Raw genomic sequence first — 17,759 nt, 5'->3', positions numbered from 1 at the left:
CGATTATAGCAAGTTTGTTATAAATATGATATTATACATTTAAAAAGGTAGCCTAATGGAAGAGTTAAACTTAACATGTCCCTATTGTAGACAAGCCATAACTATTTTACTAGATACGGGAGTCTTTGGATATACAGAAATAGTAGATGATTGTGAAGTTTGTTGTAGACCCATTGAAGTTTCTTACAATGTAGAAGATGGTATAGTAACAACTTTTAATTATAATTTAATAGAAGGAAATGAATTTTAAACATTATGAATATTTTTAGAAACACCCTACTTTTAACCCTATTTACGACCCTTGCATTTTCAAATTCGACGAATGTTTATCAATATCAAAACAATATCAATAATGCAAAAAAATTGTATTTAGATAAGAATACTCCATTACAAATAAAATATGAAAAAAATATCGCTAATGGACAAACTTTACTAATACAAATAATACATGAAAAAATAATAGATCCTAAATTAACTTTAGGAAATATCAACTTACCTTTTTATAAAAATCCCTTTAAAAAAGACTCTTTTTATGCTCTTATTCCTATTTCTTATTATCACAAAAGTGGAAATGATAAAGTTATAATCTCATATATAAAAGATAATAGAAGATTATTTACTTCTATTAAAATAAATATTTATAAGGGAAATTACAAAAGTGAAGAAATAAAAGTAGCAAGCTCAAAAGTAAATTTAAATAAAAAAGATAATACAAGAGCTAGTAAAGAGTATAAAGAAGCAATGGATATTTACAATACAAATACAAAAGAATTACTTTGGAAAAAAGATTTCTTAATGCCTATGTATAGTAAGATTACAAGTGATTTTGGTACTAAAAGAATTTATAATAAACAACTTAAAAGTTATCATAGTGGAGTTGATTTTAGGGCAGATATAGGAAGTCCTATAGTGGCAGCTAATGATGGAATTGTAAGATTTGCAGGAAATAGATTTTATTCTGGAAACTCAATTATAATTGACCATGGACAAGGTGTCTTTACTTGTTATTTTCACCTAAGTAAAATTTTAGTAAAAGAAAATCAAAAAGTTAAACGAGATGATAAAATAGGTTTATCTGGTGATACAGGAAGAATAACAGGTCCACACTTACATTTTGGAACAAGAATTCACGGAGTTTTAGTTGACCCACAAGAGCTTTTTAAGCTACTCAATAGACTTAATGAAAAGTATTAGGTTTTAATGAAAAATATTAAAATACTATATTTGGGAAACTCTTAATACAAAAAATAAAACTTTTAAGTATAATTATAAAATATTAAAAGGAATCTTTTCCTTATTAGATTTAACACAAGAAAGGTAAGAATGCAATATTTCGGTAAAATTGAGACTAAATATGATGAAATTTTTTTAACATCAAGTTATTTATATTTTAACTATGATGAGGAAGAAATAACTCCAGAGCAATTCGAAAACATGATTAAAACAAAAAAAGATAGAAAAAAAAACATAGAAGGAACAATTTTTATTTATAATCCAGTTGTTACTCCTATAGGATACGATTCTGAGAAATTTTTGTTAGATCAAGACTTTGATAACTTTGGAGAATTTACTGAATTAAAATGTGAAACATACATCACAGTATTTAAACATGCTTTTGGACCTAGATTAAAAGGCAAATTGATTGAAATGAAAAGTCTTTTTAACCTAATAGAAAAAAATATCAACTCTACAACTTTACTTACAAAGTTTGATGAAGATTTAGAAAAATACTACTCAATGCAAAATACAGAATTTGATAGAGATATTATGTATCAAGATGCAAATAATCTTGTTCCTTCAGGAAAATTTGTATTTTTCTGTTGGGGAGATAAAATTAGCCAAAAAGAGTTTACATTTATTCGAACTTATAGTAATACAATATTTAATAGAACAGAAGATATGGGTAAAAAAGTTGCCTTTGTATACAAAAAAGAAAGAGGATTGCAAAGTGCAAAAGAGCTTTTACAGTTTAGTAATCCAGTTGAAAATTATAAATATAGAAGTAGTATAACAAATGCAGTTAAAGAAGCATTTAGAGAATTACCTCCTATTCCTATGCCATATGAATAGAGTGTCATAAAAAGTAAAATAATAAATCAGGAGTGAGATATTCATTTTGAAAAAAATATTTTTAACACTGCTTATAATTACTAGTTTAGTAAAAGCAGAAAATTTATATTCTAAATACCATGAAGAGGTATTTCAAGAATTATTTCCTAATAAAAAAGAGATACTAATTTATAACATTGGAAATCCAGAATACAGTTTTAAAAAAATAAAATATACAAAAGAATTATATAAAAGCGACCTAATATATATAAATGAATATTATAGATTAAAAATTATAAATGATAAACCAATACTAGCTTCTAGTTTAATACAATTAAATTATTATAAAAATGCCATTGGTGCACTTTATATGGAAAATGGAAAAGAAAAAATAGTTTTTGTAAGAGATAGATTAAAAGAACATAATATACTTGTTACTGATTATTTGGAGAAATACATAATATATGAAAAAATATATACTTTTTGATAATGACGGAGTTTTAGTAGAAACAGAGCCACTTTATTTTGAAGCTAGTAAAAGAGCTTTAAAAGAATTCTTTAATGTAAATATTCAATTTGATGATTATATGAAAATTATGACAGAAGGAAATGGAGTTTGGGTGGCAGCACCACAAGCTAGTCAAGAAGAGATAATTATTGCAAGGAATCAAAGGGATATTTATTATCAAGAGTATTTAAAAAAAGAAGATATTACTATTGAAAATGTACATGATGTTTTAAATGAACTTAGTAAAAAATACAAAATGGGAATCGTTACAACTTCCAGACGAGTTGATTTTGAAATAATTCATAAAAATCGTGGTATTACTGATTTTATGGATTTTGTTTTATGTGTTGAAGACTATCCTAAGTCAAAACCACACCCTGATCCTTATTTAAAAGGTTTAGAAAAATTCAATGCTAAAAATGATGAAGCTATAGTAATAGAAGACTCTGAGCGAGGATTAATTGCAGCTCATAGTGCAAATATTGATTGTGCCATAGTCCATAATGAATTTACAAAAACTCAAGATTTTTCAAAAGCAAAATACAAAATATCAAAATTGGAAGATATTTTAGAAATTTTAAATTAAAAGAAAAGTTGCTTCTTTTTATAAAACTCTTTTAATGTCTCTTCTATATTTTCAGATTCCAAATATGCGATTATATCTTTTATAGAAATTGGTCTAGTTGGGAACCGAGAAAGAGCATCTACATTTGAATAGACAACCGAAACTTCATCTGGGTCTGGTTTATTTACAAGGGCTAAAACTATATATTTAGTCAAAACATCATCTATGTAAATTTTTGCATTTTTTACAAACTCTGCTGATATAAAAGCAACACATGCGTACCTGTGATAAAGAATTAGAACCTTTCTTATAGGGTATTCTTCAGTACAATAAGGCTTTAACATAAATTCAATTTTTTCTGTATTTTTTAAATCTAATAAGGCTTTTGAGTCATCATTTGATATTTCATTACATAACTCTAAAAAGTTCTTTTTTAATTCTCTTGTACTTACTATTTTTTCCATATGAAATAATAGCTAAAAAGGTTTTTGATTTAAATTATATTTTAAAAAAATTACAATAATTTTGAATTAATAAGCTATTAAAATAACAAAGCTATAATCCCTATATGAAAAAAGACACGATTACTTTAAAAAAAATATTCAAATTAATAATAGAAAATAAAAAAGATCTTCTTTGGGGACAAGTTTTTACATTTATTGCTATTTGTCTAAGTATTCCAATACCTTTAATGCTTCCAGCACTTGTTGATGAAGTATTACTAAAAAAACCAGGATTCTTTGTAAATAATATAAATCATTTTTTTTCTTCAGGAAGTGCATTTTATTATATAGCAATTGTAACAGTTGCAGTTATACTTTTAAGAATTTTATACTTTCTATTTAGTGCAATTACTACTAAGATTTTTACTAAGATATCAAAATTTGTTACTTTCAAAATTAGAGAAAAAATACTATTACATTTAAAACAAGTCAATATGAATGAATATGAAAGTATGGGTTCAGGAGCTATTACTTCAAATTTGGTAACTGATGTAAATACTTTGGACTCTTTTATAATAAATGGTGCTAGTAAATTTATCTCTTCAATTTTAACACTTATTGGTGTTTCTATTGTAATGATTTCTATACACCCTATTTTGGGATTTATGATTCTTTTTATTCAACCAATAATTATATTATTATCAAAAAAGATCTCAAAAAGTGTTGGACAATTAAAGAAAAAAGAGAATGAAGCAGTTGAGAACTTTCAAAATAATCTAGGAGAAACTCTTGATTTATTTGGTCAAATAAAAGCAAGTAATAAAGAAAAATACTTTTTTAATCAATCAATAAAAAATGCACTAAATGTTAAAAAGACCTCTGATGAATTTAATTTTAAAAGTGTAGCTTATGAGAGATTTTCTTTTACTATATTTTTAGTTGCTTTTGAAGTTTTAAGGGCATCGGGACTTGTAATGGTTGCTTATAGTAATCTCTCAATTGGTATGATGTTTGCTATGTTTGGATATATTTGGTTTATAATGACACCTATTCAAGATATTTTATCTATTCAATACTCTTATGCAAATGCAAGTGCAGCATTAAAAAGAATCAATAAAATTTTCCACTTAAAAAAAGAAAATACAGGAGTTATTGAATTACCACTTGAAATAAAAAATATAGAAATAGATATAAAAAATCTATATTTCTCATATATAGAAGATAAACCACTTTTAAAAGATATAAGCTTGAATATAAAACCTAAAGATAAAGTTGCATTAATAGGAGCTAGTGGAAGTGGAAAGACTACTTTAGCTCAAATCATCTCTGGTTTTTATCAAAAGAATTCTGGACAAATAACTTATAATGATATAAATATCGATGAAATAAATAAAGAGTCTTTGCGAAAAAATATCTTTTTAGTTCTTCAAATGCCAATTTTATTTAATAATACACTTAGGTTTAATATTTCAATGGATAATGAAAGTATCAATGACGAAGATATTTTTGAAGCACTTAAAATAGCCCAATTATATGAGAGTATACAAGATATGCCAAATGGCTTAGATACCATTGTAGGTAAACATGGTGTTAGGTTAAGTGGAGGTCAGAGACAAAGGTTATCAATAGCTAGAATGATTGTATCAAAAGCAAATGTCGTTATTTTTGATGAATCAACATCTGCTTTAGATGTTCAAACTGAAACAAAACTTTTTAACTCATTACAACCTATTTTAAAAGATAAAACTGTAATTACTATTGCACATAGACTAAGTACAGTAAAAAATGCAGATAAAATTTTTGTATTAGAAAGTGGTGAAATTGTCCAAAGAGGTACTCATGATGAACTTGAAGATGTGCAAGGACATTATCAAGACTTTATCAAAAATCAACTAGTCTAAATCTAAAGTAATAGTAAACACTGCACCTTCATAAACCTTATTTTTATAATTAAAGCTTTCATTACTAGCTTTAATTACCCCATTTTTATACTGCTTAATTATCTGATTACACATGTATAAACCAATACCTGTACCATTATTTTTGTGTTTTGTTGTAAAATAAGGGTCAAATATCCTAGAAATTACTTTATTTGGAATCCCTCCTGCTGTATCTTTAATCGTCAAAAATAATTTATTATCTATTTTTTTTGCATTTATAAAAAGAAGTTTTTCTTTATTATTACTTTCAATAAGTGCATCTTTTGAATTATTTAGTATATTTAAAATAACCTGCATAAACTCATTTTCTATTCCATAAACCTCTATTTCATCTGATTCTATAAATACCTTTATATTGTTTTTTTCAAACTGGGCAATAGCTAAATTATAAGTCTTTTCAATAGCATCTTTTACACAAAAAAGAGTTGTCTCTTTTTTAGGATTTGTAAAATTTGTAAAATCATTAATTGTATTTGATAGATACTCTATTTGTCTTTTCATATCTAAAGTTATATCTTTTATCTCTTCTTTTGAAAACTTTCCAGTATCAAAAGTATCTCTAACAAAATGAATCAATAAATTTATATTATTCAAAGGTTGTCTCCATTGATGTGCTATCATTGTAAGCATTTCACCAAGTGCAGATTTTTTTGACTCTTCTGCAAGCATAACTTGTTGTCTTTTATTCTTTTCTTCTAACTCTTTTTTATATGTAATATCTCTAATTATTGCATGAATAATATTGTTATCATCTAAAATCAATCTTGTTGTTCTTATTTCACAAAATAACTTTCTTCCATTTTTTGAAAGGAATACCCATTCGAAATTATAAGTTTGATTGTTAAAAGAGACTATTTGAAAAAGTTTTTCTTTTAATACAGAAGTATCATTTTCATTTTGTTTTTTTGGTGATATATCTTGTAATTTTTTATTTGCAATAAAAGATTTATCTTCATACTCCAACATTCTTACTACTGAATCATTACAATTAATGATATATCCATCTTCTGAATAAATAATAATACCATCAGTAGATTTATCAAATAGTGTTTTAAAAACATCTTTTTGTTTTCTTAAACTCTCATTACTTTTATTTAAATTACTTGAGTAATCATTAATTATCTTATTTAATTTTGAAGTTATAAAATATATAGCAATTGATATGAAAATAATAAGTAAAATACCAACTATAATCGCTGTATTAACACTTCTATTAATCTTCTTTTCAATTGATGATTTAAACTCTTCTGTTTTAAACTCTAAATCATCAAAATAAAATCCAGTTCCTATAATCCAATTCCAATCTTTTTGTAAATAAAAGAAAGAGAGTTTTTTAAAAACCTCTTTGCTTTCTGGTTTTGTATAATCATATGTGATAAAACCTTCTCCATAATTTTTAATAACATCTAAATATTCATGTCTATATTCTTTTAAACGCTTATCTTTAATATTTGTACTTAAAAATTGACCTTCTAAGGTTGGAATTGATTGATGAAGTAATACTTTTCCGTAATTATCTCCACCATTTTTATTTAATAAATCTATTATAAAAAGATAATAACTATCATCCACATCAAAACTCAAAAGAGAATTTAAAATTTTATTCTTTATCTCTTCATTCATTACATCAATACTATCACCACTTAAAATTAATAATTGAGAATCCTTCGTTTTTTTTGCATAAAATATGTATCTTTTACCTTTTAAATCAAATTGTACAAACCTATCAAATATTCTAAATTTATTTAAAATCGTTACTCCAGTTGTATCACTTAAAGATTTAAGATTCACATCTTTAAGAAGATTGCTTCCATCAAATAATAATTCTTTATTTTTTAAATCAAAAATAATGTTTAAGTGATCATTTTTGAATAAATGATTTATCATCTCAGTTTTAATTTTACTTTTTATATCATTATTCTTATAATTGTGATAATTAAAAAGATGCTTAGAAAAGTATTCGATTTTTTCTGTATTATCTTTTAAGAGTATTTTTTGTTCACTTTTAAACTCGTTTGTTTTAACTTTTATAATATTTGAAAAAAAATGTACTCTATTATAGATTTTTGTTTTTTGCTCAATTAGATAGTTTTTTGTAAAAGCCTTTATTTCTTCGTCAGCACTTGTATTTAATTCATTGATATTATGAAGAGTAATTAATGTAATTGAGACTAAAACAGATAAAATAGGGACAAATATAATATATAAATAAAAGTTTTTTTTCAAAAGATTCCTTAGTCTGTTTATTAAAGCTCAGCTAACTTTGAGATTATATATTTAGCTTCATCATCATCAAAATATATATTATTATGTAAATCTTTAGAAACAACTTTTAAGATTTGTGTCTTTTTTTCTATCATTAATTTTTTGTCATCTTTATTATTCTCAATAACATCTAAAATTAGTTTTTCGTATCCATCAATAATATCTTGTTTTGTTTTTACTTCTGTTTTTTCATTATTTTTAGTTCTACTAATTTGTTTATAAATTAAAACAAATAAAGCCAAACTAATAATTATAAATATTAGAACTGTTGCTTCAATCAAATTAAGCCTTTTTTTATTTCATTATAAATAGATTTATATTAAGCTTCTGTTAAAATAGACTTGGTATATTTTCACCACCAAAGGTCATTTATGAAACAAAATTCAAATTTAATATTATTATCGTTTATAATTTCTCTAGTTGCAACACTTGGAAGTCTTTTTTTTAGTGAAATAATGCAATTCGTTCCTTGTAGTATGTGTTGGTATCAAAGAATATTTATGTATCCGCTTGTGTTAATATTTTTAATTAACTTATTATACCCTGATGATAAGATATTTAAGTATACTTTTGCACTTATTTGTGTAGGTTTATTGTTTAGTATTTATCACAATTTATTAATGTTTGGCATAATTTCAGAAGATATGGTTCCTTGTGTACAAGGTATTCCTTGTTCTACTGTTTATATAAATTGGTTTGGATTTATTACAATACCATTTTTATCATTTATAGCATACTTTTTACTTTTTATATTACAAATAAGAATTTACAAAAATTCAAAAGGAAACTGATGAAATACTTTTTACTTTTATTAACAACACTTTTTTTATTTACAGGCTGCGATGAAGAGGCAAAAACTGTTATAAAAGATACTCCTAGTTTTAGTGAACTAAAAAAAGAAAAAAATGAAAATATATTTAATTTAGTTACAACTGAAGGTAAAAAAATTAGTTTTGAGTATTCAAAAGATATTCTGACATCAAAAGATTTAAATGGGAAAATAATTCTAATCAATTTCTTTGCCACTTGGTGTCCTCCTTGTAAAGAAGAGCTTCCTGTATTTTCTAAACTAACTTCAAAATACCCTGATAACTTTGAAGTAGTATCAATATTATTTAAAGATCCAATTAGTAAAAATGACTTAGCGGATTTTATGAAAAAATATAACATGAACTTTCCGGTAACTGTAGGTGCAGATAATGAAAGAGTTGCACAAGCATTTAATAATATTCAAAAAATACCAGAATCATACCTTTTTGCACAAGATGGAGTAATGATTGAAAAATTCATAGGTCCAGTTGATGAAGAAACACTAGAAAACCTAATAGTTAAGTTAAAAGACCAAAAGTAGAAATCTTTTTCTACTTTCAAGATAATCACAATACTTTTTTGGCATAATCCCGAATAATATATAAGGAATTAAATGTACAAAATGAAAAATGTTATTATAATGATTAGTATAATTTTTACTACTTTTTTAAATGCTAATCAAGAAAATGTAACCCAAGAAAATCCAACTTTAAAAAGTATAACTCAAGAAAATTCAACTCTAAAAAATACAATTAATATTATTCATGAAAAAACAACATTAGATGAAGCAGCTGCAAATAATATTATAGAAAATGACACCAAGGTTAAAGACGAAATTCTCAAAAATGAGATACTTCCTAATACTTATAATCCAAATGATATATTGGTTGGTTTTTATGGAAGACCCTATTCTAAAGTTTTAGGAATATTAGGAGAGCTTAGTATTGATGATCTTACAAAAAAGATGAAAGTAGTTAAAAAAGAGTATGAAGCAATCTCAAATGGCGTAAAGATTGTACCAACATATCATATAATAAAAGATATTGCAACTTTAGAATCTGGAAATGATTATGACCATATTAAACCTTTAAATGAACTTTTGATTATGAAATACATCAATAGAGCCCAAAAAGAAAATTTTGCTGTTATTTTAGATGTACAATTAGGAACAATGACTCCAATTGAAGCTGTAGAACCTATTTTAAAATTTTTAAAATATCCAAATGTACATATTGCAGTTGATCCAGAATTTAAAATTCCAAAACACAGAAAATACCCTCCTGGTAAACTTATAGGACATATTTTTGCAAAAGATGTAAATGAAGTACAAGAAGCTATGCAAAACTATATGATAAAGAATCATATCCAAGGTAAAAGAATGCTTTTAATTCATATGTTTTATGAAAGAATGTTAAGAAATAAAAGCTTAGTAAAAAAATATGATAGGATCAATCTTACATATAACATTGATGGACATGGAAGAGGTAGTACTAAAATAAAGATTTATAACTCTTTATATAATAAAGATGCGAGTAAAGTTGCCCAAGGTGGTTTTAAAATCTTCTATAAAAATGATAAAAAACCACTAATGACACCTAAACAAATTTTAGGATTAGAACCTGTAAAAGGTAGAATCATATGGACTAAACCAAACTATATTAATTATCACTAATTATTTTTTTGTTTTAGGTATTCCGCTTTTATTTTACTTGCTAATTGATGAACTGCCATGGCATAATAAGCACTTCTATTATAAGTAGTAATTACTTTGAAATTCTTAGTTGCATACCACAGTTCATCACTATCTTTTTTCTTCAATTTTATCAAACTAACATGCTTATCATAATAGAATCTTTCAACAGGTTTTATACCCACTAAATCATTTCTATCATATGAAGTTGTATATCCAGTTTTAAACTTATCAAATCTTTTTCCATCAAAATTAACTTCAACAGCAACCGGAGTTCCCCTCTCCCAACCACTAATTCTAAGATAATTTGCAATACTTCCAATAGCATCATTTGGTTTATCAAGTCTTATTTGATTATTTTCATCTAAATCGACTGCTACTTTCTTAAAATTACTAGGCATAAATTGACAATAACCTATTGCTCCTGCAAATGATCCCTTAATCTCTTTTGGATCTACTCTCTCTTTTCTAGTCATAAGTAAATATGCTTCAAGCTCTTTTTTAAAAAAACTATTTCTTCTATTTTTTTTAAAGGCTAAGGTGCTAAGAGTATCAAAGGTAGGATTCTTACCCATAAAGCCACCATAATTGCTCTCTATACCAATTATTGCGACTATATATGCACTTGGTATCTTATATTCTTTATAAGCTTTGTATAGAGCCTCATTGTTCTTTTTTAAAAAATCAACTCCTGCTTGTACTTTCTTTTTTGATAAAAAATTTTTACTATAATCTGTCCAATAGTGTGTCTTATAATCTGTTTTATGAGGTTTTGTATAAAACCATAAAGAATCTTTTTGAATCTTTACATCTGAAAATAATTTTGATAACTCTTTTTCATTAAATTTGTGCTCTTTTACCATATAACTTTTAAATTCTTCGACATTTTTTATTTTATTAAAATCTTCTGCAAAAGAAAGATTCAAAAATAAAAATGCGATAATAAATAAAAACTTCATACTAACCTTTCTTTATTGATGTTGCAGTTAGAAATATATAATCTCTTCCTGTAATTGTAACTCTATATTTTTTTTGTTGTAAATACTTTTTACAAAATATTACATCATTAAACAAAATTGATAACTCTGAATAGTTATAATTTGGAGCTTTTGCTCCATAGATCATTTGAGTATCAATCCATCTACAATTTGGAAACCCCAAAATTATAGAACCTTTATCTTCTAAGTAATCTTGAATCAAAGACATAAAAAATGTTTTAAAATTTAATGTCGTACTTTGTAAAGTTCCTATTGATATTATCAAATCAAACTTACCTAAATCTAAATTATTTATATTATTTATATCTTCAGCTAGAAATGAAAAATTTGATTCATCAAATTTTGTTTTAGCTTTATTAATAGCAGACTCGCAAAAATCAATTCCTGTAAAGTGAGTCTTTTTATAATCACTTGAAAGTTGTTTAATAACTTCAAATTCTGCCCCAGAATTAATCCCTAGATTTAATACTTTTGTTTTTGAACTTATATCTACATTTTTTAAAGCATTTATATAATAATAAATAAAAGATGCTTCCTCATTTTTATTTATGTTATCAAAGATTGAATTTATACCATATTTTTCACTTTGTTCACTTGCACTTTTATGGAAGCTATCACTTTTATCTAATTTAACAAAAGATAATTTAATAAACTCTTTTGAAATAACTTGTGGAGTTAGCAGTTTACAAAAAAGAGTTTGTGCTAATGAATTCCATGAGTTATAACTTCTATATATATGCTCTTTATTTTCTATTATAAACTTTTCTCCACTATAAACATCTAAAGAGATATCTGGATTTAAAACTTCAAATTCAAAAATATGTCTACTTTCTTTATCTTTTAAATAGTTTGTAATATATTCAATTATCTCTACCATGTTTTCATTTGAAAATCTTTTCATAAAACCCCTTTATTTATACTATTTTACTAAAATAACCTTTTTAATTTATTTTAATATTTTAAATATATAATGCAAAAAAGGAAATCTATGAATAAACTAACAAATGAAGAGATAATTGATGCATTTAAAACTTTTCCAAAAGACAAATTCTCTTTAACACTTTCAACTACAAGTAAAGATAATGAACCGCTTACAAGTTACTCACCCTTTGTGGAGGATGATGATAAATTTTATGTTGTCATGAGTTCTTCTCTACCACACTATAAAAATATTGAAGCTACTTTAAAAGCCCATGCATTTTTAATAGAAGATGAAAAAGATGCTTCACATATTTATGCTAGAAAAAGATTATATTTTTCTGCCTCATGTAAAATAGTTGAAGGTGAAAAATATTTTGAGTTATTTGATAAAAGATATGGAGATAGCTTATCTTTTATCAAAAAAATGAAAGATTTTAAAATAGTTGAACTAACTCCAAAAGATAAATCTTTAGTTTTAGGTTTTGGAGCTGCTTATTTGATGAATGAAAATGGTAAATTAATTGAGAAAAATATCTCTCATAAATAAAATATTGCCTATTATTTTTCTAAATAATAGGCTTTTATAATAACACCTTTGCTCACTTTTTTTGATGTAACATAATAATTAACAGGGGTTAAAATAACATCATCTTTTAAAACATCTCTTATGTAAAAAGAGGTTTCTAAAACTCTCTCTCTTGAAAAGCCTCTTACAATGTATTCTCTCATTTTAGCACTTGCATCACCTAAGTTAACTTTTTTAACCAAGTCAATATCATCAGGTGAAATTACTCCTGTAATTTCTAATTTAAAACTATCTTTATTTTTTGCTAAAAATTCTTTTAGTGGTTTTTTACACTCATTAGGAAAAGTTGCAATACCTACTTTAAAATCATAGCATTTGTAAATTTCATACTTATTTGAATTAAAGTAACTTTTTAATTGTTTATCATCAATTTCTTTTGCTGGAACTATTTTTTCTTTTACTACTTCTTTAATTATCTCTTTTGGTTCACTTTTTTTATAAACAACAACTTCTTTTACAGCAGGTTTATTCATAAATAAATAAGCTGCAAAAATTATTAATAAAATAGCAACAAAAGAGAAAAGATATATAAGAATATTTATAGAACTTTTTTTGTTAGCTTTTAAATCTTCCATTCTTCTTTTATTTAAAAGTGCTAGTTTTTCAGCACTTATCTCTTCTACTTGAATTTCGAAATCTGCTGGTTCTTCTTCTAATAATTCTTCTATTTCTTCAGACTTTTCAAGAAACTCTTCTTTTAGCTGTTCTATTTCTTCGGTTTCTTCAAGAATTTCTTCTTTAATCTCTTCAATATTTTTAGGCGTTTTTATTTCATCATCCATAAGTTCTTGTTTGATTTCATTTTTAGAAGTATTTTCTTCTTCTATATCTTCTAGTTTTTCTTTCAATTTTCTTTCTATCTCTTCTTGTGTTAAACTTTCACCTAGCGCTGCTTTTAGTTTCTCGATTTCTAATACTCTTTTTTCCATCTTAGCCCTTATTTCTCATCACTATTATTTTCTTCTTTATAATGCTTTTTATGATTCATCTTATCTAAAAATGCAGATGTTAATATTGAACCAGGTATTGCATAAAAAGCTATTCCAAATATACTTAAAAATGTAGCTAATATTCTTCCAAAACCTGTTATGGGATACATATCTCCATATCCAACAGTTGTAAATGTTATAACTGACCACCAAAGAGAATCAAACATACTTTTAAACACTGTTGGTTGTGCATCATGTTCTGCAAAATATACTAAAGGTGATATTGTAAATAATATTATAACAGAAGCTATTAAAATAAATATAAACTCCTCTTTTTTCTCTTTTACAATTTGGGCTAATATATTATCAAACTCAATAAATTTCCCAAGTCTAAAAAGTTTGAAAATTCTTAAAACTCTCAAAGTTCTAAGAAATGCTAAATCTATATTTAAAAAAGGCAAAAATGATAAATAAAAAGGTAATAATACTAATAAATCAATAATCATAAAAGGTGATAAAATATATTTAACTCTTTTTTTCTTATTATCAAAATTTATACAATATATTCTTGCAATATATTCTATAGTAAAAACTCCTATACTAAATATATTAATATAATTTAAAATATGCATATAACCTTTTAAAGAATCTTCTGTTTCTAAAAATAAAATTAAAATACTAGCAAATATATTTATATAAATAATAGCTTGAACAAACATTCCATATTTATGATTTGCTGGTCTTTCAAGAATAAAGTACAGATTTTTTTTTAACTCCATTTTTAAACCTCTTTTATAAATTCTTGCCCAGGCTTCCAATCAATATACACAGAATCTTTCACTTCAGAGTGTGGAGCTTTTATGAAAACTGCTTTAAAAGGCTTTTCGCTTTCATTTATAAACATATGAGACTCACCTAGTTCACACTGCAAATAATCGCCTTTTCTAATTATAACTTTTACACCATCAAGATAGACACTACACTCTCCTTCTAAAACAAAAAATGACTCTTCTTGTTTTACATGTTTGTGACAAGGATGTTCTTCTCCTACCCCAATTACAACAACTCCCATATCTACCATAGGACCTTTTGTAAGATATTTTGGTCCATGTGTTCCAAATCTATACTCGTGTTCGTTCTCATTTGTTAATTTCATTTATACTCCTGGTGCTTTCCACATAGAATTAGTTAAGCCATTATCTACTAGTTCTAATTGTTTATTATAAATTTTTATCCATTTTTCTTTTATATCATCATATATCTTTTTATTTTCAAGGTTTGGTAAATACTCTTTATCCCAAACAACTAACTCTTTTGAAGCCAAACTAAGTGTTTCAAAAATACCAGCCCCAACACCAGCAGCCATTGCAGCTCCAAGAGCTGTTGCTTCTGTTACTTTTGGTATTTTGATTTTACAGCCAGTTACATCTGCTAATATTTGAGGCCAAAGTTTTCCCCTACTAGCTCCACCTGCAAATACTATTTCATCAAATTTTAGCTTTGTAAAAGCTTCTACTTTTTCTAAATTTATAGAAGATACGATACAAGCATTTTCTTCCAAAGATCTAAACATAGAAGCCTTATTACAAATATTTGAATCAATACTTAAATTTATAAAAGAAGGTGCAGCATGGTACCATTTACCATACTTCATAGAATCAGAAAAAATAGGCATGATTCCATATGAACCAACAGGAACATCTTTTGCTTTTTCTTCAAGTATTTCATAAACATCGAGATTTTTTTCTTTTGATTCAAGTTTTTCCATATCACAAAAAGCATCCCTAAACCATCTCATAATAAGTCCAGAAAAAAAGGTAATACCCTCTGCTTGGGATTGATTTGGGATAACATGGGGATTGACTCTTAAACTCATATTTGAAGGAGGATAAATATCAGATGATATATTTACAATTTGTTGCCAAAAAGAACCACCAAGAACTGCTACTTGTCCAACTTCTACAACTCCTAATCCAGCAGAGCCTAATTGAACATCTCCTCCACCCATTACGACTTTTGTATTATTTGAAAGTCCTGTTTCTTGTGAAGCTTTTTCATTAACCAATCCAATAACAGTCCCTACTTCATAACAAGGAGGAAAGATATCATCTTTTAGTCCAATTTTTAAAGCCTGAGAAGTATCCCATGTTCTATTAAGAAGTGAAAATATTCCAGTAGTTCCTGCATTGCTTGGGTCACTTGCAATTACCCCACTTAATTTTGCTAAAATCCAATCACCAATCATAGAAATTTTTGCTACTTTTTCATAGACTTTAGGTCTATTATTTTTAAGCCACAAGATTCTAGGAAGTGCTCCTAATGCAAATGTTTGACCAGAAGTGTGATAAAACTCTTCTTCTATGCCTTGAAAATGTTCTTTTAAAAACTTAACCTCTGCACCAGCTCTTGCATCAACATTTGCAACACCCCAAAGCTCATTTCCATCTTTATCGTATAAAACAATACCTTCTCTCATACTTGTAGAACTAAGGGCTAAAATATCATTTGAATTTATTTGTGATTTTTCAATTGCTTCTTTTATACAATCAATACATAGTTGCCAGTTTGTAGTAAAGTCGAAGCTCATACTATATTTAACACCTTCATCTTCTAAATGCATCCATTCCCTTTGACCTACACTTATTTGATTTCCATTTGTATCAAAAATAACCGCCCGAACGCTACCTGTTCCTGCATCAATGGCCATTAAATATTTCAATATGCTCTCCAATTAGAATAAAACTAGCAATTGCCAATTATAAATAATATTATAAAAAATTTTATTTCTTTAATTACTTGATTATAGCATATAATTATAATAAACAAATTATTAACTTTAAGTCTATTTAAAGAATAAATAAGCAAAAAGGATTTATTATACTTACAAGATGTTGTTGTTACTTTTATGTAATAAATCTCTAATATAATCACTAGTTATATAAAACTTAGGAGAAAAGATGAAAAAATTAGCCCTTTTAGCTGTTGCTACAACTGCTTTACTTAGTAGTAATTTATTTGCCAATGATACACTTAAAATCCTTACATGGAAAGGATATGCACCTCAAGCTTTAGTTGAGAAATTTGAAAAAGAAACAGGCATAAATGTTGAACTTACATATTCAAATAATGAAGAGATGATTGCAAAATTAAGAGCAACAAGAGGCGCAGGATTTGACCTTGCACAGCCTTCTCAAGATAGAATAAGTTCAGTACAAGCAAAATATAAAATCTATATGCCAATAGATTATTCAAAAATCACAACAGCAAATGTTGTTCCATCTATGTTAACTGCTGTTAAAAACAATACAAAAGTAAAAGGTGAATCATATGCAGTACCTTTTTGTTATGGAACTTCTGGTTTAATTGTTAATAAAAAATTAGCTCCTGATGCTAAAGATTATAGTGATTTATTAAATCCAAAATATGCTGGAAAGATCTCTTATAGATTAAAAAGACCAACTTTGATTGCTGTTGCATTTGGGAAAGGTGTTGATCCTTTTAAAAAATACTCAGATATTGCGGCATATTCTTCTTTAATGAATTCAGTTGAGAAAGATTTAATTGCGGCAAAACCTTTAGTACATAACTATTGGGCAAATGGAGATGCACTTTTAAGTATGTTAAGAAGTGGAGAAGTTACTGTTGCCATGGGATGGGACGGTGGTGGTTGGAAACTACACAAAGAAAATCCAGATATTGACTTTGTTGCACCAAAAAGTGGAGCATTAGGTTGGATTGATACTTTTGCTATTCCTTCAAAAGCAAAAAATATTGATGGTGCGTATAAATGGATTAACTTTATGTTAAAACCAGAAAATGCAGCTTATTTTACAAATGATCAAGGTTATGGTACAGCCTCAAATGGCGCACTTAAACTATTAAATCCTGAGAAAAAAGATAACTTTGAAAGAACATTTAGCCAAAAAGATATTGATAATATAAATTGGTATCCACCAGTACCTGCAAAATTAGAAAAAATAGAAGGTAGAACCTTAGATTTAGTAAAATCTGCACAATAAAATAGTAAGGGGAATAATCTTCCCCTTATCATAGGA

Annotated in this window: 20 protein-coding genes; 11 read left to right on the top strand and 9 right to left on the bottom strand. The window is 26.1% G+C overall.

The window, feature by feature from the left end:
- The first annotated feature begins 55 nt into the window (after window positions 1-55).
- The 5 genes from LXN10_RS12955 to LXN10_RS12935 all read left to right on the top strand — a co-directional run bounded on the left by LXN10_RS12955 (window position 56) and on the right by LXN10_RS12935 (window position 3,143).
- The gene (locus LXN10_RS12955) at window positions 56-250 is read left to right on the top strand and encodes a CPXCG motif-containing cysteine-rich protein (protein ID WP_013135141.1); all 195 of its coding nucleotides are present in this window, start codon (window positions 56-58) and stop codon (window positions 248-250) included.
- Window positions 251-255: 5 nt separating this feature from the next.
- On the top strand, window positions 256-1,194 hold the full coding sequence (locus tag LXN10_RS12950) for a M23 family metallopeptidase (protein WP_375723412.1): 939 nt from the start codon (window positions 256-258) through the stop codon (window positions 1,192-1,194).
- A gap of 129 nt (window positions 1,195-1,323) precedes the next feature.
- Entirely contained in the window at window positions 1,324-2,070 is a 747-nt protein-coding gene (locus tag LXN10_RS12945) for a hypothetical protein (RefSeq protein WP_375723411.1), read from the top strand.
- Between the two features lie 46 nt (window positions 2,071-2,116).
- Window positions 2,117-2,536: a hypothetical protein gene (locus LXN10_RS12940; RefSeq protein ID WP_375723410.1), complete on the top strand. Its 420-nt coding sequence runs from the start codon at window positions 2,117-2,119 to the stop codon at window positions 2,534-2,536.
- Window positions 2,514-3,143: an HAD family hydrolase gene (locus LXN10_RS12935; RefSeq protein ID WP_375723409.1), complete on the top strand. Its 630-nt coding sequence runs from the start codon at window positions 2,514-2,516 to the stop codon at window positions 3,141-3,143. Before LXN10_RS12940 ends, LXN10_RS12935 begins: the two co-directional genes overlap by 23 nt.
- On the opposite strand, the gene LXN10_RS12930 is transcribed toward LXN10_RS12935, so the two are convergent.
- A complete protein-coding gene (locus LXN10_RS12930; RefSeq protein ID WP_375723408.1) occupies window positions 3,140-3,586 on the bottom strand; it encodes a hypothetical protein in 447 nt (148 codons plus the stop codon). The two genes, LXN10_RS12935 and LXN10_RS12930, sit on opposite strands and share 4 nt — an antisense overlap.
- A gap of 104 nt (window positions 3,587-3,690) precedes the next feature.
- On the opposite strand from LXN10_RS12930, the gene LXN10_RS12925 reads away from it, so the two are divergent.
- Window positions 3,691-5,466 carry an ABC transporter ATP-binding protein gene (locus LXN10_RS12925; protein ID WP_375723407.1) on the top strand — a complete coding sequence of 592 codons (1,776 nt, stop codon included), beginning with the start codon at window positions 3,691-3,693 and terminating at the stop codon, window positions 5,464-5,466.
- On the opposite strand, the gene LXN10_RS12920 is transcribed toward LXN10_RS12925, so the two are convergent.
- Window positions 5,458-7,731 (bottom strand): cache domain-containing protein, encoded by a 2,274-nt coding sequence (locus tag LXN10_RS12920; protein WP_375723406.1) that lies wholly within the window; start codon window positions 7,729-7,731, stop codon window positions 5,458-5,460. The genes LXN10_RS12925 and LXN10_RS12920 overlap by 9 nt on opposite strands.
- Window positions 7,732-7,751: 20 nt before the next feature.
- Window positions 7,752-8,051: a hypothetical protein gene (locus tag LXN10_RS12915; protein ID WP_375723405.1), complete on the bottom strand. Its 300-nt coding sequence runs from the start codon at window positions 8,049-8,051 to the stop codon at window positions 7,752-7,754.
- A 90-nt stretch (window positions 8,052-8,141) separates the two neighbouring features.
- Here LXN10_RS12915 and LXN10_RS12910 point away from each other — a divergent pair, with 90 nt between their 5' ends.
- The 3 genes from LXN10_RS12910 (at window position 8,142) to LXN10_RS12900 (ending at window position 10,252) form a co-directional block, all read left to right on the top strand.
- The gene (locus LXN10_RS12910) at window positions 8,142-8,561 is read left to right on the top strand and encodes a disulfide oxidoreductase (RefSeq protein WP_375723404.1); all 420 of its coding nucleotides are present in this window, start codon (window positions 8,142-8,144) and stop codon (window positions 8,559-8,561) included.
- Entirely contained in the window at window positions 8,561-9,121 is a 561-nt protein-coding gene (locus tag LXN10_RS12905; RefSeq protein WP_375723403.1) for a TlpA family protein disulfide reductase, read from the top strand. Before LXN10_RS12910 ends, LXN10_RS12905 begins: the two co-directional genes overlap by 1 nt.
- 72 nt (window positions 9,122-9,193) lie before the next feature.
- A complete protein-coding gene (locus LXN10_RS12900; RefSeq protein WP_375723402.1) occupies window positions 9,194-10,252 on the top strand; it encodes a hypothetical protein in 1,059 nt (352 codons plus the stop codon).
- Here LXN10_RS12900 and LXN10_RS12895 read toward each other — a convergent pair.
- Together LXN10_RS12895 and LXN10_RS12890 are read right to left on the bottom strand one after the other, a co-directional pair.
- Window positions 10,249-11,229: a lytic murein transglycosylase gene (locus LXN10_RS12895; RefSeq protein WP_375723401.1), complete on the bottom strand. Its 981-nt coding sequence runs from the start codon at window positions 11,227-11,229 to the stop codon at window positions 10,249-10,251. The two genes, LXN10_RS12900 and LXN10_RS12895, sit on opposite strands and share 4 nt — an antisense overlap.
- A gap of 1 nt (window position 11,230) precedes the next feature.
- The gene (locus tag LXN10_RS12890; RefSeq protein ID WP_375723400.1) at window positions 11,231-12,169 is read right to left on the bottom strand and encodes a methyltransferase domain-containing protein; all 939 of its coding nucleotides are present in this window, start codon (window positions 12,167-12,169) and stop codon (window positions 11,231-11,233) included.
- 87 nt (window positions 12,170-12,256) lie between these two features.
- Here LXN10_RS12890 and LXN10_RS12885 point away from each other — a divergent pair, with 87 nt between their 5' ends.
- Complete coding sequence (locus LXN10_RS12885; RefSeq protein WP_375723399.1) at window positions 12,257-12,736, top strand: HugZ family protein; 480 nt, start codon at window positions 12,257-12,259, stop codon at window positions 12,734-12,736.
- A gap of 11 nt (window positions 12,737-12,747) precedes the next feature.
- Here the strand turns inward: LXN10_RS12885 and LXN10_RS12880 are convergent, their stop codons facing one another.
- Genes LXN10_RS12880 through lsrK form a run of 4 tightly spaced genes read right to left on the bottom strand, consistent with a single transcriptional unit; the run spans window position 12,748 to window position 16,423 of the window.
- Complete coding sequence (locus tag LXN10_RS12880) at window positions 12,748-13,704, bottom strand: hypothetical protein (RefSeq protein ID WP_375723398.1); 957 nt, start codon at window positions 13,702-13,704, stop codon at window positions 12,748-12,750.
- An 8-nt stretch (window positions 13,705-13,712) separates the two neighbouring features.
- Entirely contained in the window at window positions 13,713-14,483 is a 771-nt protein-coding gene (locus LXN10_RS12875; protein ID WP_375723397.1) for an ion transporter, read from the bottom strand.
- A gap of 2 nt (window positions 14,484-14,485) precedes the next feature.
- Complete coding sequence (locus LXN10_RS12870) at window positions 14,486-14,860, bottom strand: cupin domain-containing protein (RefSeq protein WP_375723396.1); 375 nt, start codon at window positions 14,858-14,860, stop codon at window positions 14,486-14,488.
- The gene (gene lsrK / locus LXN10_RS12865; protein WP_375723395.1) at window positions 14,861-16,423 is read right to left on the bottom strand and encodes an autoinducer-2 kinase; all 1,563 of its coding nucleotides are present in this window, start codon (window positions 16,421-16,423) and stop codon (window positions 14,861-14,863) included. It lies immediately after the preceding gene.
- Between the two features lie 238 nt (window positions 16,424-16,661).
- Here lsrK and LXN10_RS12860 point away from each other — a divergent pair, with 238 nt between their 5' ends.
- Entirely contained in the window at window positions 16,662-17,723 is a 1,062-nt protein-coding gene (locus LXN10_RS12860) for an extracellular solute-binding protein (RefSeq protein ID WP_375723394.1), read from the top strand.
- The last annotated feature ends 36 nt before the right edge of the window (window positions 17,724-17,759 follow it).

The organism is Arcobacter iocasae, assembly GCF_042214795.1.
Classification (GTDB): Bacteria; Campylobacterota; Campylobacteria; order Campylobacterales; family Arcobacteraceae; genus Arcobacter; species Arcobacter iocasae.
This window is presented reverse-complemented; position numbering and strand designations above follow the sequence as displayed.